The following is a 25,550-nucleotide window of genomic DNA, read 5'->3' as shown; positions in this document are numbered from 1 at the left end:
GGCCGGCGTCTACGACCGAGCAAGCACTTCGCTGATGCTGCGGCGCCTGGCGTGCAGTTCGCTAGCGTGGATCAGTTGTTCGAGATCCTCAGGGGTTACATCAATGAAGGCCTCCATGTCCGCCAATGCCCGTTTCAAGTCTTCGGCGGTGATCGCCTGAATGTCGACCGGGGCAACCATTGGCGCGGGCTCGGCGGGGCGTTTTGGATAGCGAATGCGGGTCAGATTGTTGTAGGCCAATGCGGCCAGCAGCAGGCAGGCGGCGCTGAGCATCACCGGTTCCAGGGCTTTCCAGTCCATGGCGATGGTCATCGGGTCGGCCAGCACCATGGTCAACGCGACGGCACCGGCCGGCGGGTGCAGGCAGCGCAGCCAGCACATCAGGATCAGCGCCATGCCCGCCGCGAGGCACGCACTGCCGAGGGTTCGGCCGAGGACGTGGGCCACCAGCAACGCGACGACACCCGCGCACAGGTAGCCGCCGATGATCGACCATGGCTGGGCGAGGGCGCCGGATGACACCGCGAACAGCAACACCGCCGAAGCGCCCAGCGGGCCGATCAGGTGGTAGGCCACTTCAATGCCGAACACCTGACTGCACGCCCACACGCTGAACAACGTGCCCAGGGCCATGCCGATCGCGGCGCGGCTCCATTCGGTGGGGCGGGTGTTGATGGCGGCGGGCAACCAGCGAGCGAGCATGCAGAATCGATCCTTTGCAAAATTCAGGGCAAAAAAAAGGACTTGTCCGTAAACGCGGAAAGTCCTTCGAAGTGTTCCAACTATTGGGGGAGGAACGCGCACAGTGTGCCAATCAATCACGATGCTGACAAATTCATATAAATGCAGTTTCAGTGCATTATTTCTGAAGTAAAGCCACGCGCCGCCCGCTCATGAAACACAGGAAACCGCCCATCGCGGTCAGTGCGCTGAGGGCGTAGAACATAGTCGGCGCCGGCGTGTGCATCAGCAGGAAGCCGCAAATTACCGGGCTCAACGCGCCACCCAGCGCCGCCAGATTCTGCGCGCCGTAATAGCTGCCGCGCAGTTCTTCCGGGGCCAGGGTGTCGACGAACAGGAACTCCGACGGGTAAATGATCATCTCGCCGAGGGTGAAGATGAACATCGCGATGCACCACGTCACCAGGCTGTCCGCCAGGCTGAAGCCGATCAGGCCGAGGATGAACAGGCTGGTGCCGGCGGCGATCCAGTAGCGCAGTTTTTCCCGGTTGAGAAAGCGGCCGATCTGGTATTGAAGCAGGATCACCGCGATGGCGTTGCAGGCGAGCAGGGCGGCCATGGTTTGCAGGGCGCGCTGCGAGTCTTCGACCACCAGCAGGTATTGCGACAGGTACAACGTGAAGCGCCCGTGGACCACGGTGCTGAGCAGACAGCCGCAGGTGAACATGATCAGCGTGCGGTCGTTTTTCAGGGTGATGAGGGTTTTCAGGAAGCTTTGCGGCTGGCCGATGGCGGCGACCGGGCTGGCGTCCTTCGGGATGCCGATCATCAGGAAGATGCTGCCGAAAGCGATGCCTGCAGCAATCAGAAACGGCGCAATCGGGTACACCCCGGCGATCACCACGCCGAGCATCGGGCCGGTGGCGTAGCCGATGTTGGTCAGCGTATAGCGCAGGGAAAACGCCTTGGCCCGCTGGCCCATGGGCAGGTTTTCACTGAGGATCGCCTTGGAGCCGATCAGGAACAGCGCCGACGCGGTTTCGGTGATGACCAGGGTCAGGGTCGTCAGGTACAGGTCTTTGGCGAAGGTCAGCAGCACGAAACCGATGGCGCTGGAGAGCATCGCCAGAATCAGCAACCGGCGCTTTTCCAGCCGGTCGATGATGTAGCCGCCGTACAGCGCAAGCAGGGTGGCGATGAACACCGCGATGCCCAGCAACAACCCGACATCCTGTTGGTTGAGGCCGAGCTTGTTGCTCAAAAACAGGGTGAGCAACGGACTGGTGATGGCGCGGCTGACGACGATGGTCAGCGAGACGATCATCAGGCGGCGGATAACGAGCGAGTAGGTGGCCACGGAAAATCAAATGTCCTTATTCGGTTAACAGGTGCTCGAGATCGCGCACGGAATCCAGCGTTTGCAGTTGCCGCAGCTGTGCCAAAAGCGGCTCGGCCTTGACCGGTGAAATGACCCGCAACGCCAGACTGAAAAACTTCTCCTCCAGCGCCGCCTCGCTCAGCGGGTTGCCCGGCGCGCCCAGAGGCACCTCGACACACAGACTCGCCTGACGCCCGTCGCGGGTTCGCACAGCGACCACTGGCTCGCCATCCTCCGACAGTCGCTCATCCACTTCAAGGCGAATGCGCGTCAGCCAGTGAACGATACGCAGATCGTTGCGTGGCTGTTCGTCGTAAGCCTCCAATCGGCAATGACCGTGCACCAGTCGCGCAGCGAGGGCGTAGGGCAGACTCATCTGCGCAGCGGCCAGACTTTGGATGTCGCGACCTCCGCACATGTCGAGCAGAAACCCACACAGATTCACCTGGATGTCTTCCACCTGATCGGCGCCGACTTGCAATTGCTCCAGCAACAAACCGAGCGCATCGATCGCCGAGTGGGTGCCACGACACGCTGCGTAGGGTTTGATTGAGCAGCGCGCGAGTTTCCAGACCTGTCCCAATTCGGCATCCAGCGCATCCGGCTGCGCGCTGCCTGGCGCCAGGGTCTTGAGAAATCCACCCCAGACATCATCGAACAACACCGACGGCCCACTGACGCCTTCACGGGCAAAACGCGCTGCGAGCAAACCACCCTCGGCCGCCCGGCCACTGTGCAGTTTTTTGCTTTGCGAACCGTCGTGAATGAACGCCCACAACCCCCCGCTGAAACTGCCGGCGATGCCCAGCGCCGACACGGTTTGCCCGACGTCCAGCGCAAAGATCCGCGCACAGGCCGCCGCCGCTCCGAACACGCCGCAGGTGGCGGTGGAATGCCAACCGGCGCCGTTGTGCGCTGAATAGCTGCCACAGGCTTCCAGCACCCGCCGGCCGATTTCGTAGCCGATCACCACGGCGGTGATGAATTCGCGACCGTCCACCGGCCGATCCACCAGCGACAGCGCGGCCATCACCGCTGGCAACACCACCGCGCCCGAGTGATCGCAACCGCCGGTGTCGTCCAGCTCCAGCGCGTGGGCGGCGATGCCGTTGAGCAACGCCGCATGCCCCGCGCCGACCCGCAACGACGAACCCCAGACCAGCGCGGTGCCCGGCTCGGCGCCGAACACCTGCCGCGCCTGAAGCGCCACCGCGCTGTCGGCCCCGGCCAGTGCTGCGCCGAAGGTGTCGAGAATGTGTCGCTTGGCCTGCTCCACTAAAGCCGGTGGCAAATCTTCAACCCGGGTTTCGACGCAAAACTGCGCCAGCCGCTGCATGCGTTCCGTCATACGAGGTAGTCCCGATAATGGCGCTCATACACCGACGCCGGATGATCCAGCGCGACCGGCGCCGCCGTTTGCGCCCACCACTGCGCGACTTCGGCACCGGTGGCGATCCACACGTCGTCATGCTGCTGAATGCCTTGCAGCAACTCACGCAGCACACCGATGCGCCCCGGCGTGGCGATGATTTCCGGGTGCAGCCGCAGCACGTAGCACAGGCCGAAGCGGTGGAACCCGGCGAAGTCCATTTGCAGGTTGCCCAGGGTGTGGCTGTAAGAGGCGATCCGCGATTGCGCCGGTGGCACGGCCGGGCTCAGGTTGAAGGCGAAGTAGGGTTCGTCTTCCAGTTCGTAATGCAGCGGCAACTCGACCACTTCAGGGGCGGTCGGGTGCAAGAACGGCAGGTCATCGCCGCGCCATGATGAAGACCAATGAATGCCATGATCTTTCAAGGCCTCGATGAAGCCTGGCGCGCCGTTGCCTGCGGGAATCCGGAAACCGTTTGGACGCACGCCGGTCAATGCTTCCAGGGCTGCACAACCCTTGGCAACTTCCGCGCTTTGCGCTGCCAGATCCAGCGTGTCGTAATCCTGATGACGGTAGCCGGCGCAGGCAACTTCATGGCCGTCAGCCTGAATGGCCGCGATGTGCTGCGGGTTTTCCTCGGCAACGATACCGGGCACAAACCAGCTGCTGCGCACCCCGAATTCCCTGAACAGACTGAGCAAACGCTCGACGCCCCGTTGGGTGCCGTAGCGCCACACCGAGAGCGTCTTGTCGCGCCCGGCGACTTCCGGGGCCTGGGTGAGAATGCCGTGGATATCGTTGTAGTCGACGGTCAGCACCACCGCGCAGCGTTTGCCGGCGGGCCAGAGGTTGTCAGCGTCAGCCATGGTGATGCTCCTTCAGCCACCAGCGGGCGACGTCGCGGCAAGTGGCGAACCACACGTCATCGCGCTGGCGCATGTGTTCGAAGAGTTTTTCCAGCAACAGGATGCGCCCCGGTTTGCCGGTAATTTTCGGGTGGAACAGGGTGGTCAGGCACAGGCCTTCGTCCATCGCGCCGTCGTACTCGCGCTGCCAGTTGTCGAGGGTCAGCTCGTAGCTGGCGGTGCGGTCGAGCCCGGACGGGAAGTTCGGTGCGCGGGTGTAGGCGAGGGAGGCGTAGTCGTCCATTTCCCAGCGACCGGGGATTTCCACCAGCGGCGTGTCGTGGCCGGGGACGTTGACCAGATACGGCCGGTCATCGCCGCGCATGCTGCTGGAATAGATGACGCCGTTGTCGGCCAGCATCGCCGGGGTTTCGGCGCGCCAGTCGCCGGACGGCGTGCGAAAGCCCTCGGCGCGGATGTGCAGGTATTGCCAGAACACATCGCGGGATTTGTTCATCACGGCCTGCTGCTGGTCCAGCGTCAGGGCGTAGAAGGATTCGTGCTTGTAGCCGTGGTAGGCGACTTCATGACCGCGCTCGACGATGGCCTGGCATTGTTTCTGCCAGTTTTCCACGACCCAGGCAGGGACGAAGAAGGTGGTCGGGATCTTGAAGGCGTCGAGCAGATCCAGCAGGCGGGGCAGGGCGCGGTAGGGGCCGTAGCCGCCGAAGCCGAAGTACTCGGGTTTGTGCCAGATCGAGCCGTTGAGCATGGCGTCGCCGGTCGGGCCGTCGAGGTCGAAGGCCAGGGCGAGGCAGGCTTTGTGCTGGTTGGGCCAGGTGGGTTGTTGAGGGGCGGACATGGGTGTGGCGCTCCGGGGGTTGGTCAGTTGGATCCTGGGCGTTGATCAGATCGAGCCCTCACCCCAGCCCTCTCCCGGAGGGAGAGGGAGCCGATTGAGGTGTTCTTGAGATGTACATCGACCTGTGCAATCGAGTCGAACTCAGGCTTTGAACAGCGTGAAGATCGGCTCCCTTTCCCCCTCGCCCCCCCTGGGGGAGAGGGCTGGGGTGAGGGGGATCGATCTCGAACCTTACTTGCCCGCGTTGATGGTCACATCCTTGATCGCACCCAACTCCAGATCCCACTTCTTCAGAATCGCGTTATAGCTGCCGTCATCCACCATGCTCTGCAACGCCACTTTCACCGCTTCACTCAGCTCAGGCTTCTTCTTGCTTACCCCCAGCCCGGTGAACTGCACGGAGATCGGCTGGCCGACCGTTTTGTACATGTCCTTTTCCTGAGTCTTGAGGTACGACAGGGTTTCGCTGCCCTGCATCGCCGCATCAATGCGGCTCTGGCGCAGTTGCGCACGGGCGTCGGCCGAGCCTTCGGTGCCGATCACGTTGATCGCAGGTTTGCCGGCGGCCTCACAGTTCTCCTTGCTCCACGCGGCGATTTCCGCCGGGAAAGTGGTGCGGCGGCTGGTGCCGACTTTCTTGCCGCACAGGTCGATGATCTCGTTGGTCGCTGCGTTCTTCTGCAAGGTGTAGAACTGCGGGCCGCTGGTGAAGTAGTCGATGAAGGTCACGCTGGCCTGACGCTCGGCGGTGTCGGTCATGCCCGACAGAACCACGTCCACGCGGTCGGTGGTCAGGGCGTTGATCATTTGTTCGAAGCCGGTTTCCTGCCACTTGATCTTCACCCCGAGGCGTTCGGCCAGGGCGTTGCCCAGGTCGTAGTCAAGGCCGGTGAGCTTGTTGGTGGCCGGGTCCTTGAAATCCATCGGCGGATAGTTGGGCATGATCGCGACGACGATCTCGCCTTTTTCCTTGATGCTGGCCGGCAACTCGGCGGCCACGGCGAAACCGCAAGACATGAGGGAGGTGAGTACTGCTGGAATGACGAAGTTCTTCATGGACGTTCTCTTATGAGTGTTGTGAAGGCCAAAGGGGCCTCAGGTTCGAACGGCAGAAATGAAGCTTTGGGTGCGCGGGTTTTGCGGACTTATTAGTATTTCTTCGGGGCTTCCAGCCTCCACGATCTGCCCGCCGTCCATGAACACCATGCGGTTGGAAACCTCCCGGGCGAAGCCCAGTTCATGGGTGACGACGATCATGGTCATGCCGGTCTGCGCCAGATCGCGCATCACCGACAGCACCTCACCGACCAGTTCCGGGTCGAGTGCCGAAGTGGGTTCATCGAACAGCATCAGCTTGGGGCGCATGGCCAGGGCGCGGGCAATCGCCACCCGTTGCTGCTGACCGCCCGACAACTCGATCGGGTAGCTGTTGCGTTTGTCGGCCAGGCCGACCCGGGCCAGCAGTTCCAGGGCTTCTTCGTGCGCCTCCTTGGGCGAACGCTTGAGCACCTGGCACGGGCCTTCGATGATGTTTTGCAGCACGGTCATGTGCGGGAACAGGTTGAAGCGCTGGAACACCATGCCGGTGGCCAGGCGCTGGCGGGCGATCTGCGATTCGTTGAGCTCGTGCAGCTTGTGCCCGACGACGCGGTAGCCCACCAGTTCGCCGTCGACCCACAGGCCGCCCTTGTCGATTTTTTCCAGCTGGTTGACGCAGCGCAGCAGGGTGCTCTTGCCCGAGCCGGACGGGCCGATGATGCACAGTACTTCGCCTTGCTCGACTTCGATGTTGATGTCCTTGAGCGCGTGGTACTGGTCGTAATATTTGTTCAGGCTCACGGCCTTGACGATGCTTCTCATGTTCGACTCCTCAAGAACGCTTGCCGGCGCCGCGAGCGAAACGACGCTCCAGACGGCTTTGACCAAAGGACAGGACGGTGACGGTGGCCAGGTACCAGATACCGGCGACGATCAGCAGCTCCATGACCCGGGCGTTGGCGTAGTAGATGTTCTGGGCGTTGTAGAGCAGTTCCGAGTACTGGATGACGCTCGCCAGCGAGGTCATTTTCACCATGCCGATGAATTCGTTGCCCACCGGCGGAATGATGATCCGCATGGCCTGGGGCAGGATGATCCGGCGCAGCGCTTGCAGGCGCGGCATGCCGATCGACTTGGCGGCTTCGTACTGGCCGGTGTCCACCGACAGCAGGCCGGCGCGCACCACTTCGGCGGTGTAGGCGCCCTGGTTGATGCTCAAGCCGAGCAGGGCGGCCACGAATGGCGTCATCAGGCTCACGGTGTCGAGTTCGAACAGGCCGGGAATGCCGATGGTGGGGAAGATCAGCGCCAGGTTGAACCACAACAGCAGTTGCAGAATCAGCGGCGTACCGCGAAACAGCCAGGTGTAGGTCACTGCCACGTAGCGCAGGATCGGGTTGGCCGACATGCGCATGATCGCGGTGATCACCCCGAACACGATGCCCAGCGCCATGGCCAGCACGGCCATGATGATCGTGTTGAACAGGCCCCACATGATCGCTTCGGAGGTAAGGAACTGGCCGATGTACGACCATTCGATCTTGCCTTCGGCGAAGGCCCGCACCAGGCCGATGATGGCGATGACGATCACGGTGGCGAAGAAGATCCGCCCGTAATAACGCCGTGGCACATGCTGGTACTGGGTAATGTCGAACTGGTTTTCTGCCAGTTTGCGCTCCGCCTGGAGTCGTTCTGCCTGAGTCTGGCTCATGGTGTTTCTCCGTACACTGTACTTTTCGATCAACCCCCTCCCGGTGGGAGGGGGACCCGGCTTAGAGGCGGAAGCCCTGGTAGTTTTCGGTCCACAGTTGCTGCGCGGCGAGGGCGGTTTTCAGGCGGCCGATCTGCTCGCGCACCTGTTGCGGCGCAGTACCGCCCCAACCGCTGCGGGCAGCGATGGCGGCTTCCAGAGTCAGGCTGTCGCGCACGTCTGCCGTGAGGCGCGGGTCGATCTCGGCCAGCAGCGCCGGCGAGGCTTCCCACAATTCGAGGTCGTGTTTTTCGCAGGCCTGCACCAGCGCGCCAGTGATTTCGTGGGCCTCCTTGAACGGCACGCCGCGCACGGCCAGCCAGTCGGCAACTTCAGTGGCGAGGGTGAAACCCAGTGGCGCCTGACGCCGCAGTTCCTCGACGTTGACGGTCATGGTCGCGACCATCCCGGCCATGGCCGGCAGCACCAGCAGCAGGGTGTCGACGCTGTCGAGCACGCCGTTCTTGTCTTCGCTCAGGTCGCGGTTGTACGACAGCGGCAGGGATTTGAGCGTCGACAGCAGACCGGTCAGGTTGCCGATCAGGCGGCCAGCCTTGCCCCGTGCCAGTTCGGCGATGTCCGGGTTTTTCTTCTGCGGCATGATCGAGCTGCCGGTGGCGTAGGCGTCATCTAGATCGACCCAGCGGAACTGGCGCGATGACCACAGGCAAAACTCTTCGGCCAGACGCGAGATGTTGATCCCGAGCATGCTGGCGATGAACAGGAATTCGGAGACGTGGTCGCGGCTGGCCACGGCGTCGATGGAGTTTTCGCAGACCCCGGCGTAGCCCATTTCCTTGGCCGACTGCTGAGGCTGGCGCGCGATCGCGGAGCCGGCCATGGCTGCGGCACCGAGGGGTGACAGCGAAGTGCGCGCGTCCCAATCCACCAGACGCTGGACGTCACGCAGCATCGACTGCGCATGGGCCAGCAAGTGATGGGCGAACACGATCGGTTGCGCCTGCTGCAAGTGGGTGAAACCCGGGCAGATGCTCTCGACGTGCTGCTCGGCCTGATCCACCAGCGCCGTTTGCAGGGCCAGCACTTCCACGGCCAGGGTGCGGACGTGATCACGCAGGAACAGGCGCAGGTCGTTGGCGGTCTGGTCGTTGCGTGAACGACCGGCGCGCAGCTTGCCGCCCAGTGCGCCGAGGCGTTCGGTCAGCAGGCGCTCGATGAAGGTGTGAACGTCTTCGTCGTCCAGGGTCGGAGCGATGCGCCCGGCAGCAAAATCGGCACCGATGCCGTCCAGGGCTTCGATCATCGTGCGGGTTTCCTGCTCGTCCAGCAGGCCGGCACGTTGCAGTTCCCCGGCGTGGGCCTTGGAGCCGGCCAGATCGTACGGCGTCAGGCGGAAATAGCGCTCGGGGCAACGGGACAGGGCCGCCAGGGCTGCGGACGGGCCGCTTTTGAAACGGGCACCCCAGAGACGGTCGGTGGTTTGAGACATTTGTTGTTTTCCTCGTCGGTAACGCGAACTGAAATCGGTGTGCTGGGCCCTGAAAAATCTCGCCGAACAATCAACGGACAGAATCAGGCCAAAGCAGTTTTCAAGAGGGCAGTTGCAAAGAGACAAGAGCTGATCGAAGTGTCAGCTTTTAATGTTTGGCGATCAGTGAGTTGGCACTGATGTTCGGGATTTTTTGGCGGTTGCCAAGGCTTGTTTTCTGTGATCATTATTATTAGCCGGCGATGTTTTTGTTGTTGGACACAGATTGTTGAACATTGCGCCAGAGGTAAATCAGCATTATGGAAACCCCACTTTCCAATTCCGGAAACCCACCGGTCAAAACCGCTCACCGGGCACCTTTGGCCCTCAGCGGACTGGATTTCAAACTGCTCAAGGTATTCAAGGCGGTGGTCGAGGCCGGCGGCTTCAGCGCGGCGCAAAACGAGCTGAATGTGGGCCTGGCCGCGATCAGCAAACAGATCTCCGACCTGGAAATCCGCATCGGCATGCGCCTGTGTACCCGTGGCCGCGAGGGGTTTCACCTGACCGAAGAAGGGCGTCTGGTGTATCAGGCGTCGATCGATCTGTTTGCCTCGGTCGACAACTTTCGTGACCGGCTTAGTTCGGCGCAGAACGAACTTATCGGCGATCTCGGAGTGGGCGTGATCGATAACACCATCAGTGACGATAATTCGCCGTTAGTTGCCGCGCTTAGAAAGATAAATGAACACTCGCCGAAAGTAAGGTTTCAACTTCAGGCGACCCAGCTGGATGAAGTGGAAAGAGGCGTGGTAGAGGGGCGCTTAGTTGCCGGAATAGTCCCGGTTTATCAAAAGCGCGAAGAGTTCGATTATTACCCGCTCTATGAAGAACGCTCGCAGGCTTACTGCGCCGTCGGCCACCCGTTGTTCGAGATGCCGGCGGAGCAGATGGGCGGCAACGTGCTGCAGGATTACGAGTGCATCAACCACCGCTACGCGATCCATCGCGACAAGCTCAACTTTGCCCGCTATGACAGTTTTTCCGCCTCGGCGACCCAGGTCGAAGCCGTCGCGTTGCTGATCAAGACCGGGCGTTTCGTGGGCTTTCTGCCCCGGCATTACGCCGCCACACTGGTGGCCGCCGGGCAGTTTCGCGCGGTGTGCCCGGAGCTGATCCACTTCGACACGCCGTTCAATCTGATCCTGCGCCACAACACCGTGCGCAGTCCGTTGGTCAAGGCGTTCGCCCAGGCGCTGGGGGTTGATCTCAAGGCGACGGCGTGAGCACCAGGCGCATGGCGCAACGTCGCTTGCCGGGCAATCCGTGAGCGATTTCATCGCGCAATACTTGGTCCAGACGCTCGTCGGTGTCCTCGGCGTTCAATAGCGCAAATCCCATGCGTTGATAGAACGGCGCATTCCACGCCAGATCGCGAAAGGTCGTCAGCGTCACCGCCCGAAGTTGCCACAGACGCGCTTGTTCAATCGCCGCCAACAGCAACTTGCGACCGACGCCCCGGCCCTGAAAGTGTTGGCTGACGGACAGTTCCTCAATGTGCAACTGTTGGTCGACAGTCACCGCTCTTAAAAAGCCTGCAAGTTGCCCGTCGTTGTTTTCCGCGACCCACAGTTCGCCCCGTTCAATGGCCGGTAAATGCGCCGAGGCCAGCGGCACAGCGGAATCCGCCAGCCAGGCCAGTGAAGGGTCGAGGCGAAACAGCGCGGCGGCCGAACGCTCGATGGCGGGGAGGGCGATAGCATCGGCTGCCAGGGCCTGTCGCACGGTAAAGGTCATCAGTCTGCTGTCCCTGTCGAAATCAAGGCCGCAGGTTAAGGCGTCAGCCACAGCAACACATAATCGTTTTTGTCGAAACGCCCGCTCAGCACCGGTTGCAGCGCTCCGAGCGGGGTACCTTGCAGGGTCTGCAAGTCGCTGCGATCCATCATCAGCCACGCCGGCCCCTTGAGCGCTTCGAGCGCTTGCGTGGTTTCGGTGAACAGCGGTTGCAGGTCCTGCTCGACGTTGACCATGAACTTGATCGCCTTGGCGTCCTTGCCCATGCCGTGCAGCACCAGCGGCGCGGGTTGCCTGTGGATCCTCTCCATTACCGCCTGACTGAAGGATCGCGTGTCATAGAGCTGGCGCTCCACTGGCTCGAACACCAGCGCATACGCCGACCAGACCGCCAGCACGGCGCTGAACGCGAGGACTTCGGTTCGCCAGCGCGGCAGCCACAACCGCGACAACGCGGCCAGTTGCAGCAATCCGAGCACGATCATTACCGGCGTCAGGTCGGTCATCGACTCAGGAAACCGTCGCTTCGCCACCCCCAACAAGACGATCAACAATCCAGGAATCAACAACCACAATCCCTGCATGCCGACACGCAGCCAGGCAAACACCCGGCCATGCAACACCTGAAACGGGTACGCCGCAATGATCGCCGCCATGGGCAGCATCGGCAGCAAGTAACGGGCCTTTTTCGCCTGTGGAATCGACAGCCCGAGCATCACGATCAACCCCGCCGCAGCGCAATACTGCACCAGTCGCAAGGCCGGGCCGCGTTGCCGGGGCTTGCTCAGCCACGCCGCTGCCAGTGCCAGCAAGGCCAGCGGATACGCCAGCGCGTAGTTGCCCAGTGAGCTGGTGAAGTAATACAGCGAACCGCTGACGCCTTCGCTGCCGTCCATGCGACCCATGAACTGCATGCGGATCACGTCCTGACGAAACGCCGGCCCGCCGCTGACATCCGCCAGCCACAATAACAGCCCGACGCAAGCGGCCAGCAGCAGCGAAGCCAGCACGCCGAAGATCAACAGGCGCGACCATTGGCGATCCAGCAGGTAGTAACTGCACAGCATGCCGGTCGGCACCACCAGCCCGATCGGCCCGCGAATACCGAACCCCAGCAACAACAGAATGAACACCAGCGGCCAGCGTCGACCGGCAGCGAAATGGTCGTGGGCATAGCCGAGGTAGAACACCGAAAACGCCACGGCGGCGAGCATCAGGTCCTGCGACACCGCCCGAGTCTCGGTGATGAAGGTGCTGGTGAGCATCAGCAGCGCGATGCTGACCACCGCCCAGCGCACCGAAGAGGGCGCGAGCAAGCGATACATCAACATCACGATCACCGAGCCGGCCACTGCGCTCGGCAGCCACGCCGTCAGGCTGTTGACCGTCCCGAACGGCAACGACAACAGCCAGATGAACAAGGTCGAGAGCGACGAATAGTCGGCGTACGGCTCACCATAGGTGGTGGGAAACACGCTGGGCCCGTGCCGCAGCATTTCCTGGGCGAACAACACGAAACGCGATTCGAAACCGATGGGCGACTGCCCGTACACGCCGGCGATGAACAGCAGAAACGCCAGCAGCCCTGCGATCAGGGACTGCCGGCGGATAGTGGGAGATAACCCGATCAAGCCACGTCCGAGGCGTGCGGCCATTGCTGCAACGGAATCGGCAGGGTGCGCGATTCGCCACGGCCCATCGGGAAGTAGTGGAAGCCGTTGCGGGCCAGGCGTTCGGCGTCGTACAGGTTGCGGCCGTCGAAAATCACGGGGGCCTTGAGGCGTTGCTGGATCAGGTCGAAATCCGGCGCCTTGAATTGCTGCCATTCAGTGCAGATGATCAGCGCGTCGGAACCGGCGAGCACCGATTCCGGGGTGCCCATCAGCATCAGTTTCGATTCGTCCGGGTACAGATGCTGGGTTTCCTGCATCGCTTCCGGGTCGAACGCCCGCACATTGGCCCCGGCGGCCCACAGCGACTCCAGCAGGACACGGCTCGGCGCGTCGCGCATGTCGTCGGTGTTCGGCTTGAAGGCCAGGCCCCACAAGGCGAAGGTCTTGCCGCGCAGCTCGCCCTTGTAGAACGCGTTGATGCGTTCGAACAGCTTGTGTTTCTGCCGCTGGTTGATCGCTTCCACCGCTTGCAGCAAGTCGCTGGAGCAGTGCGCCTCTTCGGCGCTGTGGATCAGCGCGCGCATGTCTTTGGGGAAGCACGAGCCGCCGTAACCGCAACCGGGGTAGATGAAGTGGTAGCCGATGCGGCTGTCGGCGCCGATGCCCTGGCGCACCGATTCGATGTCTGCGCCGAGGTGTTCGGCCAGCTCGGCGATCTGGTTGATGAAGCTGATCTTGGTCGCCAGCATGCAGTTGGCGGCGTACTTGGTCAGTTCGGCGCTGCGCAGGTCCATGAACATGATGCGGTCATGGTTGCGGTTGAACGGCGAGTACAGGTCACGCATCACGTCGCGCACTTCTTCGCGCTCGCAGCCGATGACGATCCGGTCCGGCCGACGGCAATCGGCGACCGCCGAGCCTTCCTTGAGAAATTCCGGGTTGGAGACGATATCGAACTGCAACAGGCGCCCGGCCTTGACCAGCGCCTTGTCCAGGTGGGTGCGCAAGGTGTCGCCGGTGCCGACGGGCACGGTGGATTTCTCCACCAGAATCAGCGGCTGTTCACGGTGGCGGGCCACGGCGTCGCCTACCGACAGCACGTAACGCAGGTCGGCCGAACCGTCTTCTTTCGACGGAGTGCCGACGGCAATGAACGCGACCTTGCCGTGCTGCACCGCGAGTTTTTCATCGCAGGTGAATTGCAGGCGCCCGGCGTCCAGGCCCTCGCGGACCAGGCTGGCCAGCCCCGGCTCGAAGATGCTGACGTGACCCTGGCGCAGCAGCTCGACTTTTTTCTCGTCGATGTCCATGCACACCACGTCATGGCCGACTTCGGCCAGCACGGCGGCCTGCACCAGGCCGACATAACCGCTACCAAACACTGTGATTTTCATGGCGAACTCCTCAATTCGGGCGCACGGGCCGGACGAGTGTTGATGGTGATGACCCCGAGCATGACCAGCGCCACGCCCAGTGATTTGGAGAAACTGAAGGATTCGTTGAACAGCGGCAGACTGGCCGCCAGCAGATACACCAGCGCATAGCTGATGCTCAGCAGCGAGTAGGCCCGGCCCAGCGGCAGATCGCGCAGGGCGGCGAGCCAGCAGAGCATCGACAGCGCGTAGGCGAAGATCGCCGCGAGCACCACGGCCAGCGCGGTTGAATCAACGCTGGGCAGGGCCAGCCACTGATCCGGCCGGGGCAGGCGCGTCATGCTCCAGCGCATGCTCAATTGCGCCACGCTGACCAGCAGCACGCTGGCCAGAGCGAAGAAAATTCCACGACGCCGGTTCATGACTGTTGCCCCAACAACGCCACACCGCCGATGACCAGCAACACGCCGAACCAGTGTTGAACGTCGACGGGCTCCTTGAATGCGAAGCGGGCGATCAGGGTGATGATCACGAAATTGAGGCTGAGCATCGGGTAGGCGATGCTGACCGGCAGGCGCTGCAACACCAGCAGCCACACCAGCAGACCGGTGCCGAGGGCAAACAGCGCCAGCCACAGCCACCGCGAGCGCACTTTGCGCGACCACGGCAGACTCGCGCCGCGCCAGCTCTCGACGGCGAATTTCTGCGCGACCTGGCCCAGGCAGGTCAGCAGGCAGGCGAGCAATAGCAGCCACAGGCTCATGACGCCTCCTGCGGAAGAATCATGATCACCAGATTGCCTTGCTCATAACGAACGCCGTCCTTGGGCAGTCTGTCGAGTTCGTCCAGTTCGTCTTGCCCCTTGACCCGCATCACCACGCCGACCGAACCGGTCTTGCGGGCTTCGCGCATCCACTGTTGCACCTGATCGGGATCGACCCGTTGTTGAATGCCGTCAGGATAGGCAAGGCCATATTTCAATTCGCCTATCGTGTTGTACAGCGCCACCTGCGGGCGTTTAAGACGCCAGGACAAGGCCGACGCGGCGCCCAGGTCGTTGCTCAGCAGGTGCGTGGTGGTCGCCAGTTCCGTTTGATGGGCGAGGACGAACTGGTCAGGCATCTTGTTCGCCACCACCGATTTGGGCAGTGCCGCCGGCAGCAGCGCGATCAGCAGCAAACTGCCCACCGCCGGAGCGGCCCAGCATTGCAACGGGCGGAAGGCTTGCAGCAGGTTGCAGATGATCCAGCCGGTCAGGGCAATGAACACCAGCACCAGGCTGTGCAATTCGTGGTCGTACAGCGGACGCTTGAGCTGCACGTAAACCAGCCCGATCAGCGTGGCGATGCCCAGCAACAGGTTCAGCAGGCCATTGAGGCCCAGCGCCCGGCCTTGCTCCAGGCGCAAGCGATCAGCGAGCGCATGGCCCAGCAGCAAGGCCAGCGGCAGCAGGCACGGCAGAATGTAGGTCGGCAGCTTGCCGTTGCTCAGGCTGAAAAACAGCAGCGGCATCAGCAGCCACAGGCCGAGAAACGCGATGCCGGTTTCGCGGCGGGTCTGCCACGCTTGCTTGAACGCCACCGGCAACATGCCGACCCAAGGCAGACTGAACGCCACCAGCAGCGGCAGATAGAACCACCACGGCGCGTCATGCTGGGCATCGTCGCCGGCAAACCGGCGGATGTGCTCGTGCCAGAAGAAGAACCGCCAGTAATCCGGTTCCTGACTGTGCACTGCCAACGCCCACGGCAGGCTGACGATGATCGCCACTGCGATGGCCACCGGGCCGTAGAACAGCAATTCCTTCCAGCGTTTTTGCCAGAGCATCCACGGCAAGGCGATCAGCACCGGCAGCAGCCAGGCGAGAAAACCCTTGGTCATGAAGCCCATTCCGCAGGCCAGGCCCAGCACCGCCCAGCCGGCCAAGCGCTGGCCGTTGGCGCGGCTGTCGAGGGCAAACCACAGCGCCACCAGACTCAGGTTGACCCAAAAGGTGAATTGCGGATCGAGGTTGGCGTAACCGGCCTGGCCGGCGACGATGACGAAGCTCATGTAGAGCAAGGCGCAGACGAAGCTTTTGCGCGGGTCATTCCACAAACGGCGGGCGATGAGGAAGCACAGCAGCACGCTCAGCCCGGTGCTCAGGGCCGAGGCAAACCGCACGCCAAACAGGTTCTGCCCGAACACGGCCTGCCCGAGGGCGATCATCCAGTAACCGGCCGCCGGTTTTTCGAAGTAACGCAGGTTCATGAAATGCGGCGACACCCAGTTGCCGCTCAGCAGCATTTCCTGGCTGATCTGCGCATAACGGGTTTCATCGGGAATCCACAGACCATGACTGCCCAGCGGCAGCAGATAAGCCAGCAGGAAAATCCCCAGCAACAGCGGCAATGCCCAGCGTTTGCTCATGCGCCTTGCACTCCCAGCCAGCCTTCGCGGCCTTCGAGGGCACCGCGTTGCACACGGCCGACGGGCAGGGTGTTGAGAAATTCGGGCAGCAAGTCGCCCAGCGGCTGAAAGTGGATGTGTCGCTGGCGTGCGTCGGCCAGCAGTCGACGAAAATCTTCGGCCATCAGAATCCCTTCTACTTCGGCGTGAATGGTGTAGACGTTGAGGTTGTCCGGGCGGAACCGGTCGAGGATGAAGGCGTTGAAATCCTTCGCCGCCACACTCGGCCCGACCACCTCATCGAAGGTCGGCAAGTCCACCGGAATCTGCGGCGCACCGACCGAACCGTCAGACAGCAATGGGCGGAACAGCCGTTGCCCACGGCAATCGCTGTTGTAGCGAAAGCCGAAGGCCTGTTTGGCTTCGATCACACGTTCGTCCGCACGCCAACCGGCAGCGGCCGAACACGTGACCTTTTCGCCAAGGATGTCGCTCAAGGTATCGACGCCCTGACGGATCTGCTCGACCAGTTGCGCATCGCTCCAGCGCCCCGCATTGGCCTGCCAGCCGTGGTGATCCCAGGCGTGCAGGCCGACCTCGTGACCGGCGGCCCGGGCCTGACGCATCAGGTGCCCGAGGTCGCGGCCGATCGGTTTGCCCGGCCACGCCGTGCCGGCCAGCAGGATGTCCCAGCCATACAGGCCGGCGGCGTTGGAGCGCAGCATTTTCCAGAGGAATTGCGGACGGATCAGGCGCCACAGATGCCGGCCCATGTTGTCCGGGCCGACACTGAAGAAAAACGTCGCCTTGATCTGCGCTTCATCGAGAATTTCCAGCAAGCGCGGCACGCCTTCGCGGGTGCCGCGAAAGGTGTCGACGTCGATGCGCAAACCGGCCTGCATTAACGCTTGCTCTCGATTTCGGCCATTGCTTCACGCAAAAAGAAGTCCAGCGTGTTGCCGATGGTCTCGCGCATTTCCACGGTCGGCGTCCAGTCCAGCAGGCGCTTGGCGTTGGCGATGCTCGGTTTGCGGTGCTCGACGTCCTGGTAACCGGCGCCGTAGAACGCCTTGCTTTCCACGTCACGGAAACCGGCGAACGGCGGAAAGTTGGAACGCAACGGGTGAGCCTCGAACTGGCGCAGCAGTTCTTCGCCCAACTGGCGAATACTCGCTTCGTTGTCCGGGTTGCCGATGTTGATGATCTGACCGTTGCAGACGTCGTTGTCGTTATCGATGATCCGCGCCAGCGCCTCGACGCCGTCGGCGATGTCGGTGAAGCAGCGTTTCTGCTCGCCACCGTCGAACAGGCGGATCGGCGTGCCTTCCACCAGGTTCAGGATCAACTGGGTGATGGCGCGGGAGCTGCCGATGCGCGCTGAATCGAGACGATCCAGGCGTGGGCCCATCCAGTTGAAGGGACGGAACAGGGTGAAGTTCAGGCCTTTGGCACCGTAGGCCCAGATCACCCGGTCCAGCAGTTGCTTGGACACCGAGTAGATCCAGCGCTGCTTGTTGATCGGGCCGACGATCAGGTTCGAGCGGTCTTCGTCGAAGTGCTTGTCCTGGCACATGCCATAGACTTCCGAGGTCGACGGGAAGATCACGCGCTTGTTGTATTTGACGCAGTAGCGCACCAGTTTCAGGTTTTCTTCGAAGTCGAGTTCGAATACCCGCAGCGGGTTGCGCGTGTATTCGATCGGCGTGGCGATGGCCACCAGCGGCAGGACCACGTCGCATTTCTTGATGTGGTACTCGATCCACTCCGAGTGAATGCTGATGTCGCCTTCGACGAATTGAAAGCGCGGATGGCTGCGCAGACGGTCGATGGCGTCGGAACCGATGTCCAGGCCATAGACTTCGTAGCGCTCGTCACGCAGCAGGCGCTCGGACAAGTGATTGCCGATGAAACCGTTGACGCCGAGGATCAGCACCCGAGTGCGGCGCGGGCCACGGCCGGATTCGGCGCCGCGCAACAGCGAGCCGTCCACCAGACCGAGTTCATTGGCCAGTTGCGGGCCGCTCAGGTACAGGCCGTTGTCGTTGCGCTGGCCGGCGTTGATCACCAGCGAGTCTTCACCGCAGGCGATGCGCAGCGGATCGACGCTGATGACCCGGCCCGGCGCCTGACCTTCGTTACCCTTGACGACTTCGGCACTCCAGACGATCAGCTTGTGCTCGCCCACGGCGCAGAAGGCGCCGGGGTAGGGCTGGGTCACGGCCCGCACCAGGTTGAACAGTTTGTCGGCCGGTTGGGCCCAGACCAGTTTGCCGTCCGCCGGGGTACGACGGCCAAACACCGTGGCTTTGGATTCGTCTTGCGGGGTTTCGGTGATTTTGCCCTGAAGCATCGCTGGCAGGGCGTCGCGCAACAGGTCGCTGGCGGCGACGCGCAGTTTGCCGTGCAGGCTCAGCGCGGTGTCGCTGCGTTCGATGGCCACGCGTTGCTGGGCGAGGATGGCGCCGGCGTCGGCGCGCTTGACCATGCGATGCAGGGTGACGCCGGTTTCGGTTTCGCCGTTGACCAGCACCCAGTTGGCCGGGGCGCGGCCACGGTAGCGCGGCAGCAAGGAGCCGTGCAGGTTGAACGCGCCTTTTTTGGCCAGCGCCAACAATGGCTCGCTCAGCAGGTTGCGGTAGTAGAAGGAAAAGATGTAATCCGGATCGAGCTTGGCAATCCGCTCGATCCACAACGGGTGGTTGGCGTCTTCCGGTGCATGAACCGCGATGCCTTTGTTGGTGCACAGTTGCGCGACCGAGGCGTAGAACGCGTTTTCCTGCGGGTCATCGGCATGGGTGAACACCGCCGCAATGTCGTAGCCGCTGTCGAGCAGGGCTTGAATGCCGGCGCAGCCAATATCGTGGTAGGCGAAGACAACGGTTTTTGCGCTCATGAGAGAACCTGATCGGACGTGGAGTTGGAAGTAAGGCCGTCAACGGTGATGGCGGGGGCCGGCGTGGCGGGGTGCCCGCGCAGGACCTTTTCGATGAAGAAACGCGGGCGGGCGCGCACATCGCTGTACATGCGCCCCAGGTATTCGCCCAGCAGGCCCATGCCGATGAACTGGCCACCGGTAAACACGAACAGCACGGCGAACAGAACGAACAGGCCATCGCCGGCCCATCCGGCACCAAACGCCAGGCGCATGACGATCAGCGCCGCCGCGAACAGCACGCCGAGCCCGGCCATGGTGAACCCGACGATGCTCAGCAGGCGCAGGGGCGTGGTGGTCATGCAGGTGATCAGGTCGAACATCAGGTTGATCAGGCGCATCGGGCTGTATTTCGAATCGCCGTGCTCGCGCTCGGCGTGGGCCACGGGGATTTCCGTGGTATGGCGGGCGAAGCTGTTGGCGAGGATCGGAATGAACGTGCTGCGTTCGCGGCAGGCGAGCATCGCGTCGATGATGGTGCGGCGGTAGGCGCGCAGCATGCAGCCGTAGTCGCTCATGGCGACGCCGGTGGAGCGCTGCACGGCGAGGTTGATGAGTTTCGAAGGATAACGGCGCAGCGCCGAATCCTGACGGTTGCCGCGCACGGTGCCGACCACGTCAAAGCCTTTTTCGGCCTCGGCCACCAGGCGCGGGATTTCTTCCGGCGGGTTCTGCAGGTCGGCGTCGAGGGTGATCACCACGTCGCCCTTGCACTGTTCGAAACCGGCCATGATCGCTGCGTGCTGGCCGTAGTTGCGGTTGAGGATGACCGCCACGAACGGGCTGTCCTCGACCGAAGCCGCGTCTTCGAGCAATTGCGCGGAGGCGTCGCGGCTGCCGTCGTCGACCAGCACGATTTCGTAGTCATGGCGCAATTGCTGGCAGGCGGCCTGGGTGCGGCGCAGCAGTTCCGGCAGGCTGTCTTCTTCGTTGTAGACCGGGATAACGATCGACACGCAATGAATCGGATAAGGTCTCACGGGCGTTTCCCCATCAGGTGTGCAATGGCCCCGACGACCCGGTCCAGGTCCTGGTCGGTCATGTCGGGGAACAAGGGAATCGAGCACAGCCGCGCCGAGTTCCACTCGGTGTCGGGCAGGAACAGGTGCGGGTCACGCTGGCGATACCAGGTGTGCAGGTGGGTGGCGATGAAGTGAATGCCGGTGCCGATGCCTTGCTCCTGCAAACCTTTCATGAAGGCTTCGCGATCCATGCCGCAGCGCTCGCTGTCGATGCGCAGGATGAACAGGTGCCAGGCGTGCTGTTGCGCGTATTGCGGCACGGCCAGCGGTTGCACCGGCAGGCCTTCGAGTTTTTGCAGGTATTGCGTGGCCAGTTCGGTGCGGCGGGCGTTGATCGCGTCCAGACGCTCCAGTTGCACCAGCGCAATCGCGGCGTTGATGTCGGCCAGGTTGTATTTGAAACCGGGCTCGATCACCTGGGCCTGGGGTTTGCGGCCGTGGGTCAGGCGGTCGTAGGCATCGACGCCCAGGCCATGGAACTTGAGCATGCGCACGCGGTTGGCCAAGGCTTCGTCGTCGGTGACGAACATCGCGCCTTCGGCGCAGGTCATGTTCTTGATCGCGTGGAACGAGAAGATCGCGGTGCCTTGCGAACCCACGTGGCGGCCCTTGTAGCGGGTGCCGGCGGCGTGGGCGGCGTCTTCGATCACGGCGATGCCGTGCTTGTCGGCCAGGGCGTAGAGCGGATCGAGATCGAAGGCGGCGCCGGCGTAATGCACGGGAATGATCGCTTTGGTGCGCGGGGTGATGGCGGCTTCGATACGCGCGGCGTCGGTCATCAGGGTGTCGCGGTCGACATCGACGAACACCGGCGTGGCGCCGAGCAGGGAAATCATGTTGGCGGTGGACACCCAGGTCTGCGACGGGGTGATGACTTCGTCGCCGGGGCCGATTCCCAGCGCCAGCAACGTTACATGCATGGCACCGGTGGCCGAGGAAAGTGCCACGGCATGGCGGCAACCGACGTACTGGGCAAACTGTTCTTCGAGGGCCTGGTTTTTCGGCCCGGTGGTGATCCAGCCGGAGCGCAGAACTTGCTCCACGGCGGCAATTTCTTCATCACCGATACTGGGGCGGGAGAAGGGGAGAAACGCCTGACTCATGCACACCTCATTGCAAAGAAAAAAGAAATAGACCCATTGAAAAGTTGGATCCAATCAAAGCGTAGACGCGAAAAAATCCTTTGCATCAATAAGTTGCCAAGACGACATAACGTCGGGTTCGGTTGACTTTTCAGGCATTGCCCGGCAGCTTGGGCAGCGCCGGCACAGGACTCAGTGGAATTAAGGTTATGCCCGTTTTTGTGAAAGGAACATGAAAAACCGGTCGGCGAATCGTTTATCTGAAACCCATACAGCCACTGTTCAGACTTCTACCGTTTATCGCGGTTTTTAGTAGAAAAGTCCTACGGAAGTGTTCCCCTTATATTAAGAATGTTGCAGTTGTTAGTTGCTGTGTTGAACTGCTTTTACTCAAGGCCCGACGTTTGATTGACTTACCCGTTGCATCCCCCGACACCCTGAAAACCAACCCGATGACCGTGTATCTGGCGCGTCTGGCTCCCTCCAGCCAACTCACCATGCGTTACGTTTTACAAGATGCCGCCGACCGTCTCGGCTTCGAAGACATGAACGTCGAAGACATTCCCTGGCATGCGTTGCAACCGGAAGATGTCGTTGCGTTAGTCGCCGCATTACGTGAAGACGACTACGCACCGAATACTTCTTCGCTGTATGTAAACGCAATTCGCGGTGTGATGAATGAAGCCTGGCGCATGAGTCTTATCAGCCAGGACCATCTATTGAAGATGCGCTCGGTCAAAGGCATTGCCGGTACGCGACTGTCTCAGGGGCGCAATCTGAAGCGCACGCTGATTCATGAATTGATGGAAGTCTGCGCGGCCGATCCGCGACCACAAGGTTTGCGCGATGCAGCGGTGATTGCGCTGTTGTATGGCACCGGCATGCGCAAGTCTGAGTCGGTGGATCTGGACCTCAATCAGGTGGACTTCACCGAGCGCAGTCTGTGCGTCACCGCCAAGGGCAATAAACAACTGATCAAGTACGCGCCGGCCTGGGCGTTCGCCAAACTGAATGCCTGGCTTGAGTTTCGCCGGTCAGAACTCAAGGAAGGCGAGAGCGACGACGCGTTTCTGTTCAACCGCATTCGCCGTGGCAGCCACATCACTCGCGAGCGCATCACCAAGCACGCGATCTATTACATCGCCCGCCAGCGCGGCACTCAGGTCGGGGTGAAGATCATGCCCCATGATTTCCGGCGTTCGTTTATCACCCGGGTGATCGAAGAGCACGACCTGTCGATCGCCCAGAAGCTGGCGCATCACAGCAATATCCAGACAACTGCCAACTACGACGTGCGCGACGACAACGAGCGTCGCCGCGCGGTGGATCGCTTCGACCTGTAGTCAGGGCATTGCGAAGACGTGGGCTGCCCCCAGAATGGACAACTGCACAGCGCTGCCGGCTGGTGGCGCGTGCATGCCGGAGCTGCGTACCAGCAGTGAGCGGCCAGGGCTGGCCTGGGAGCGAAGTTCCACGGTCAGGGTGCAGACGTTGCCGCCGAAGTCCCGGTCAGTGACCACTGCGTGACAGCCATCCGGGTCGGCGGGAATGTCCGACAGTTGCAGTTGTTCGGGTCGCAACATGATCTGCGCGGCGCCGGAAAAACCGTTGGTGTTGACCGCCACCCGACCCAGGTCGCAATGGGCCCAACCGGCTTCGATCCGGGCAGGCATGACCACGGCTTCGCCGAGAAAACGCGCGGTCTGTTCATCGTCGGGATAGCGATAAAGGTCCATCGGATGCCCCGACTGCACCAGCCGACCGTCGCGCATGACGGCCAACTGGTCGGCGAACGACAGCGCTTCGCCCTGATCGTGGGTCACCAGAATCGTGGTCACGCCAGCATCTTCCAGCAGGCGCGCGACCATTTTGCGCATGGCGCCGCGCAGGCCGGTGTCGAGGGCGGAAAAGGGTTCGTCGAGCAGCATCAGGCGCGGCCGTTGCGCCAACGCCCGGGCGAGTGACACCCGTTGTTGCTGGCCGCCGGACAGTTCGTGAGGCCAGCGCGCGGCCATCTCGGCGTTCAGGGCGACGCTGTCCATTAGCGCCTGAATGCGTTCGGTTCGGGTGCTGCCGGTTTCCGCCAGCCCGAACCCGATGTTGTCGGCCACGGTCATGTGCGGGAACAGCGCGCCGTCCTGCGGCACGTAACCAATCTGCCGCTGATACGCGGGCACGGCGTGGGTGCTGTCGACCAGGGTCTGGCCGTTGAGCGTGAGGCTGCCGGCGTCGGGGAATTCGAACCCGGCGATCATCCGCAACAGGGTGGTCTTGCCGGAGCCGGACGGACCGACGATCACCGTGCGGCTACCGGTCGGGACGGACAGGCAGATGTTGTCCAGCGCCGTTTGCGCGCCAAAGGATTTGCTTAGAGAGATGATTTCGAGAGCGTTCATCGGCCGGCACTGCGCCTGGATTGGTGATAGAGAATCGCCGTGAGCGGCAGCGACAGCAGCACCATCAGCAGGGCGTAAGGCGCTGCGGCGGCGTAGTCGATTTCGCTGGTCATGGCCCAGAAACCGGTGGCCAGGGTGCGCGTGCCGTTGGGCGCGAGCAGCAGGGTCGCGGTCAGTTCATTGGTGATCGCCAGAAACACCAGCGCTGCGCCCGCCGCCGCACCGGGCGCCGCCAGACGCAAGGTGATCAGCCACAGGGCGCGCAACGGTGAGCGACCGAGGCTTTGCGCGATGTTTTCCAGCTCGACCGGCGCCTGCGCAAACCCGGCACGCAGGCTGACCAGCGCCCGGGGCAGAAACATCAGCAGATAGGCCAGCAGCACGGTAATCGTGGTCTGGTAGATCGGTCGGGCGAAATGAATGGTCACCGTCACCAGTGCCAGTGCCACGACGATGCCCGGCAAAGCGCTGGTGATGTAATTGCAGCCTTCGAGCAGGCGTTGCAGCTTGCCGGGGGCGCGGATCGACAGCCAGGCAATCGGGATCGCCGCGAGGCTGGTCAGCAGTGCGCCGGCCACGCCGAACGACAGGGTTTGCAGCAACGCCGGCAGCAATTCTTCGCCTTGCCAGACTTCGGCACCGCCGGCGATCAGCCATTTGCCGAGGGTCAGCAACGGTACGCCGAGGGCCAGCAGGCAGGTCAGGCCTTGCAGGCACAATCCCATCGCGGCAGTGCGCCGGTGCAGGCGCACGGTGCGTTGTTCGCGAGCGCTGCCGGAGCCGACGCGGGCGTATCGCGCATGACCACGGGCGCCGGATTCCACCACCAGCATCGCCAGGCAACACAACGCCAGAACACTGGCTAACATGTTGGCCGCCGGGCCGTTAAAGGTCGATTTGAACTGATCGAAAATCGCCGTGGTGAAGGTATCGAAGCGGATCATCGCGTACAGGCCATATTCCGCCAGCAGATGCAGGCCGACCAGCAACGCACCGCCGCAGATCGCCAGTCGCAGTTGCGGCAACACCACCCGGAAAAACACCGCCCATGGCTTGAGCCCGAGGGATTCGGCGACGTCTTCAATCGCCGGATCGAGACGACGCAACGTCGCCGCAATCGGCAGGTACAGGAACGGGAAATAGGCGATCACCGACACCAGCACCCCGGCCGGCAATCCATTGATCGACGGAATCAGACTGACCCACGCGTAGCTGTGCACGAACGCCGGCACTGCCAGCGGCGCGACCGCCAGCAATGACCACAGCCGTCGCCCCGGCAGATCGGTGCGCTCGGTCAGCCAGGCCAGAGTGGTGCCGAGCACGATGCAGATCGGCAGCGTGATCAGCACCAGCAGCACGGTGTTGATCAGCAACTCGGCGACCCGAGGGCGGAAGACCAACGCTTCGATAGTCGCCCACCCGGTGTACCACGACACGCCGATCACAAAACCGATCGGCACCAACGAGAGCAGTGACACGGTGATGGCCAGCACGACCACCCACGGACTCCCGCGTCCATTGAGGGCGCGGGTCCGGCGTGACAAATGGGCGGAGGGCGCCGCAGCGATCTCCGCGGGCAGCGGTTCAGGCATCAA

The 25,550-nt window shown here is 62.5% G+C and carries 23 protein-coding genes; 2 read left to right on the top strand and 21 right to left on the bottom strand.

The window, feature by feature from the left end; genetic code table 11:
* Positions 1 to 9: 9 nt before the first annotated feature.
* The 9 genes from QR290_RS15870 to argH all read right to left on the bottom strand — a co-directional run bounded on the left by QR290_RS15870 (position 10) and on the right by argH (position 9,373).
* On the bottom strand, positions 10 to 702 hold the full coding sequence (locus QR290_RS15870) for an HPP family protein (RefSeq protein ID WP_115078027.1): 693 nt from the start codon (positions 700 to 702) through the stop codon (positions 10 to 12).
* Positions 703 to 859: 157 nt separating this feature from the next.
* On the bottom strand, positions 860 to 2,038 hold the full coding sequence (locus tag QR290_RS15865; RefSeq protein WP_289203041.1) for an MFS transporter: 1,179 nt from the start codon (positions 2,036 to 2,038) through the stop codon (positions 860 to 862).
* A gap of 16 nt (positions 2,039 to 2,054) precedes the next feature.
* A complete protein-coding gene (locus tag QR290_RS15860; RefSeq protein ID WP_289203040.1) occupies positions 2,055 to 3,407 on the bottom strand; it encodes an MmgE/PrpD family protein in 1,353 nt (450 codons plus the stop codon).
* Positions 3,404 to 4,294 (bottom strand): polysaccharide deacetylase family protein, encoded by an 891-nt coding sequence (locus QR290_RS15855; protein WP_289203039.1) that lies wholly within the window; start codon positions 4,292 to 4,294, stop codon positions 3,404 to 3,406. The genes QR290_RS15860 and QR290_RS15855 overlap by 4 nt, the downstream gene beginning before the upstream one ends.
* Positions 4,287 to 5,135 carry a polysaccharide deacetylase family protein gene (locus tag QR290_RS15850; protein ID WP_289203038.1) on the bottom strand — a complete coding sequence of 283 codons (849 nt, stop codon included), beginning with the start codon at positions 5,133 to 5,135 and terminating at the stop codon, positions 4,287 to 4,289. Before QR290_RS15850 ends, QR290_RS15855 begins: the two co-directional genes overlap by 8 nt.
* 231 nt (positions 5,136 to 5,366) lie before the next feature.
* A complete protein-coding gene (locus QR290_RS15845; RefSeq protein WP_289203037.1) occupies positions 5,367 to 6,191 on the bottom strand; it encodes an ABC transporter substrate-binding protein in 825 nt (274 codons plus the stop codon).
* A 39-nt stretch (positions 6,192 to 6,230) separates the two neighbouring features.
* On the bottom strand, positions 6,231 to 6,995 hold the full coding sequence (locus QR290_RS15840) for an amino acid ABC transporter ATP-binding protein (protein ID WP_007951284.1): 765 nt from the start codon (positions 6,993 to 6,995) through the stop codon (positions 6,231 to 6,233).
* Positions 6,996 to 7,005: 10 nt separating this feature from the next.
* The gene (locus QR290_RS15835; RefSeq protein WP_011334265.1) at positions 7,006 to 7,884 is read right to left on the bottom strand and encodes an amino acid ABC transporter permease; all 879 of its coding nucleotides are present in this window, start codon (positions 7,882 to 7,884) and stop codon (positions 7,006 to 7,008) included.
* Positions 7,885 to 7,945: 61 nt separating this feature from the next.
* The gene (argH, locus tag QR290_RS15830; RefSeq protein ID WP_289203036.1) at positions 7,946 to 9,373 is read right to left on the bottom strand and encodes an argininosuccinate lyase; all 1,428 of its coding nucleotides are present in this window, start codon (positions 9,371 to 9,373) and stop codon (positions 7,946 to 7,948) included.
* Between the two features lie 299 nt (positions 9,374 to 9,672).
* On the opposite strand from argH, the gene QR290_RS15825 reads away from it, so the two are divergent.
* On the top strand, positions 9,673 to 10,638 hold the full coding sequence (locus tag QR290_RS15825; RefSeq protein WP_115078020.1) for a LysR family transcriptional regulator: 966 nt from the start codon (positions 9,673 to 9,675) through the stop codon (positions 10,636 to 10,638).
* Here QR290_RS15825 and QR290_RS15820 read toward each other — a convergent pair.
* From QR290_RS15820 to arnB, 10 genes are read right to left on the bottom strand one after another with little or no spacing between them, the layout of a single operon-like run.
* Positions 10,622 to 11,149 carry a GNAT family N-acetyltransferase gene (locus QR290_RS15820; protein WP_289203035.1) on the bottom strand — a complete coding sequence of 176 codons (528 nt, stop codon included), beginning with the start codon at positions 11,147 to 11,149 and terminating at the stop codon, positions 10,622 to 10,624. The genes QR290_RS15825 and QR290_RS15820 overlap by 17 nt on opposite strands.
* Positions 11,150 to 11,184: 35 nt before the next feature.
* Positions 11,185 to 12,804, bottom strand: coding sequence for an ArnT family glycosyltransferase (locus QR290_RS15815; RefSeq protein ID WP_289203034.1), 1,620 nt, complete (start codon positions 12,802 to 12,804; stop codon positions 11,185 to 11,187).
* Positions 12,777 to 14,156: a UDP-glucose dehydrogenase family protein gene (locus QR290_RS15810; RefSeq protein WP_103385218.1), complete on the bottom strand. Its 1,380-nt coding sequence runs from the start codon at positions 14,154 to 14,156 to the stop codon at positions 12,777 to 12,779. The genes QR290_RS15815 and QR290_RS15810 overlap by 28 nt, the downstream gene beginning before the upstream one ends.
* On the bottom strand, positions 14,153 to 14,557 hold the full coding sequence (arnF, locus tag QR290_RS15805; RefSeq protein ID WP_115078017.1) for a 4-amino-4-deoxy-L-arabinose-phosphoundecaprenol flippase subunit ArnF: 405 nt from the start codon (positions 14,555 to 14,557) through the stop codon (positions 14,153 to 14,155). Before arnF ends, QR290_RS15810 begins: the two co-directional genes overlap by 4 nt.
* Positions 14,554 to 14,898, bottom strand: coding sequence for a 4-amino-4-deoxy-L-arabinose-phosphoundecaprenol flippase subunit ArnE (gene arnE, locus QR290_RS15800; protein WP_289203033.1), 345 nt, complete (start codon positions 14,896 to 14,898; stop codon positions 14,554 to 14,556). The genes arnF and arnE overlap by 4 nt, the downstream gene beginning before the upstream one ends.
* Entirely contained in the window at positions 14,895 to 16,544 is a 1,650-nt protein-coding gene (gene arnT, locus QR290_RS15795) for a lipid IV(A) 4-amino-4-deoxy-L-arabinosyltransferase (protein ID WP_289203032.1), read from the bottom strand. Before arnT ends, arnE begins: the two co-directional genes overlap by 4 nt.
* A complete protein-coding gene (arnD, locus tag QR290_RS15790) occupies positions 16,541 to 17,425 on the bottom strand; it encodes a 4-deoxy-4-formamido-L-arabinose-phosphoundecaprenol deformylase (protein ID WP_289203031.1) in 885 nt (294 codons plus the stop codon). Before arnD ends, arnT begins: the two co-directional genes overlap by 4 nt.
* On the bottom strand, positions 17,425 to 19,416 hold the full coding sequence (gene arnA / locus QR290_RS15785) for a bifunctional UDP-4-amino-4-deoxy-L-arabinose formyltransferase/UDP-glucuronic acid oxidase ArnA (RefSeq protein ID WP_289203030.1): 1,992 nt from the start codon (positions 19,414 to 19,416) through the stop codon (positions 17,425 to 17,427). The genes arnD and arnA overlap by 1 nt, the downstream gene beginning before the upstream one ends.
* A complete protein-coding gene (arnC, locus tag QR290_RS15780) occupies positions 19,413 to 20,435 on the bottom strand; it encodes an undecaprenyl-phosphate 4-deoxy-4-formamido-L-arabinose transferase (protein ID WP_289203029.1) in 1,023 nt (340 codons plus the stop codon). Before arnC ends, arnA begins: the two co-directional genes overlap by 4 nt.
* Positions 20,432 to 21,580: a UDP-4-amino-4-deoxy-L-arabinose aminotransferase gene (gene arnB, locus QR290_RS15775; RefSeq protein ID WP_289203028.1), complete on the bottom strand. Its 1,149-nt coding sequence runs from the start codon at positions 21,578 to 21,580 to the stop codon at positions 20,432 to 20,434. The genes arnC and arnB overlap by 4 nt, the downstream gene beginning before the upstream one ends.
* A gap of 431 nt (positions 21,581 to 22,011) precedes the next feature.
* Between arnB and QR290_RS15770 the strand changes: the two genes are divergently transcribed.
* Positions 22,012 to 22,902 (top strand): site-specific integrase, encoded by an 891-nt coding sequence (locus QR290_RS15770; RefSeq protein WP_289205302.1) that lies wholly within the window; start codon positions 22,012 to 22,014, stop codon positions 22,900 to 22,902.
* Here the strand turns inward: QR290_RS15770 and QR290_RS15765 are convergent, their stop codons facing one another.
* Entirely contained in the window at positions 22,903 to 23,955 is a 1,053-nt protein-coding gene (locus QR290_RS15765; protein WP_289203027.1) for an ABC transporter ATP-binding protein, read from the bottom strand.
* Positions 23,952 to 25,547, bottom strand: a complete 1,596-nt coding sequence (locus QR290_RS15760; RefSeq protein WP_289203026.1) for an ABC transporter permease — start codon at positions 25,545 to 25,547, stop codon at positions 23,952 to 23,954. Before QR290_RS15760 ends, QR290_RS15765 begins: the two co-directional genes overlap by 4 nt.
* Between the last annotated feature and the right edge of the window lie 3 nt (positions 25,548 to 25,550).

The organism is Pseudomonas fluorescens (genome assembly GCF_030344995.1).
GTDB classification, from domain to species: Bacteria; Pseudomonadota; Gammaproteobacteria; order Pseudomonadales; family Pseudomonadaceae; genus Aquipseudomonas; species Aquipseudomonas fluorescens_BF.
This window is presented reverse-complemented; position numbering and strand designations above follow the sequence as displayed.

Coding starts and splice junctions, on each gene's coding strand:
- QR290_RS15855 (WP_289203039.1), bottom strand. CDS start 4,294: ATGGCTGACGCTGACAACCTCTGGCCCGCCGGCAAACGCTGCGCGGTG.
- QR290_RS15760 (WP_289203026.1), bottom strand. CDS start 25,547: ATGCCTGAACCGCTGCCCGCGGAGATCGCTGCGGCGCCCTCCGCCCAT.
- QR290_RS15815 (WP_289203034.1), bottom strand. CDS start 12,804: ATGGCCGCACGCCTCGGACGTGGCTTGATCGGGTTATCTCCCACTATC.
- QR290_RS15810 (WP_103385218.1), bottom strand. CDS start 14,156: ATGAAAATCACAGTGTTTGGTAGCGGTTATGTCGGCCTGGTGCAGGCC.
- QR290_RS15765 (WP_289203027.1), bottom strand. CDS start 23,955: ATGAACGCTCTCGAAATCATCTCTCTAAGCAAATCCTTTGGCGCGCAA.
- QR290_RS15860 (WP_289203040.1), bottom strand. CDS start 3,407: ATGACGGAACGCATGCAGCGGCTGGCGCAGTTTTGCGTCGAAACCCGG.
- argH (WP_289203036.1), bottom strand. CDS start 9,373: ATGTCTCAAACCACCGACCGTCTCTGGGGTGCCCGTTTCAAAAGCGGC.
- arnF (WP_115078017.1), bottom strand. CDS start 14,557: ATGAACCGGCGTCGTGGAATTTTCTTCGCTCTGGCCAGCGTGCTGCTG.
- QR290_RS15870 (WP_115078027.1), bottom strand. CDS start 702: ATGCTCGCTCGCTGGTTGCCCGCCGCCATCAACACCCGCCCCACCGAA.
- arnD (WP_289203031.1), bottom strand. CDS start 17,425: ATGCAGGCCGGTTTGCGCATCGACGTCGACACCTTTCGCGGCACCCGC.
- QR290_RS15770 (WP_289205302.1), top strand. CDS start 22,012: ATGACCGTGTATCTGGCGCGTCTGGCTCCCTCCAGCCAACTCACCATG.
- arnB (WP_289203028.1), bottom strand. CDS start 21,580: ATGAGTCAGGCGTTTCTCCCCTTCTCCCGCCCCAGTATCGGTGATGAA.
- QR290_RS15850 (WP_289203038.1), bottom strand. CDS start 5,135: ATGTCCGCCCCTCAACAACCCACCTGGCCCAACCAGCACAAAGCCTGC.
- arnT (WP_289203032.1), bottom strand. CDS start 16,544: ATGAGCAAACGCTGGGCATTGCCGCTGTTGCTGGGGATTTTCCTGCTG.
- QR290_RS15825 (WP_115078020.1), top strand. CDS start 9,673: ATGGAAACCCCACTTTCCAATTCCGGAAACCCACCGGTCAAAACCGCT.
- arnA (WP_289203030.1), bottom strand. CDS start 19,416: ATGAGCGCAAAAACCGTTGTCTTCGCCTACCACGATATTGGCTGCGCC.
- QR290_RS15835 (WP_011334265.1), bottom strand. CDS start 7,884: ATGAGCCAGACTCAGGCAGAACGACTCCAGGCGGAGCGCAAACTGGCA.
- QR290_RS15845 (WP_289203037.1), bottom strand. CDS start 6,191: ATGAAGAACTTCGTCATTCCAGCAGTACTCACCTCCCTCATGTCTTGC.
- QR290_RS15840 (WP_007951284.1), bottom strand. CDS start 6,995: ATGAGAAGCATCGTCAAGGCCGTGAGCCTGAACAAATATTACGACCAG.
- QR290_RS15820 (WP_289203035.1), bottom strand. CDS start 11,149: ATGACCTTTACCGTGCGACAGGCCCTGGCAGCCGATGCTATCGCCCTC.
- arnE (WP_289203033.1), bottom strand. CDS start 14,898: ATGAGCCTGTGGCTGCTATTGCTCGCCTGCCTGCTGACCTGCCTGGGC.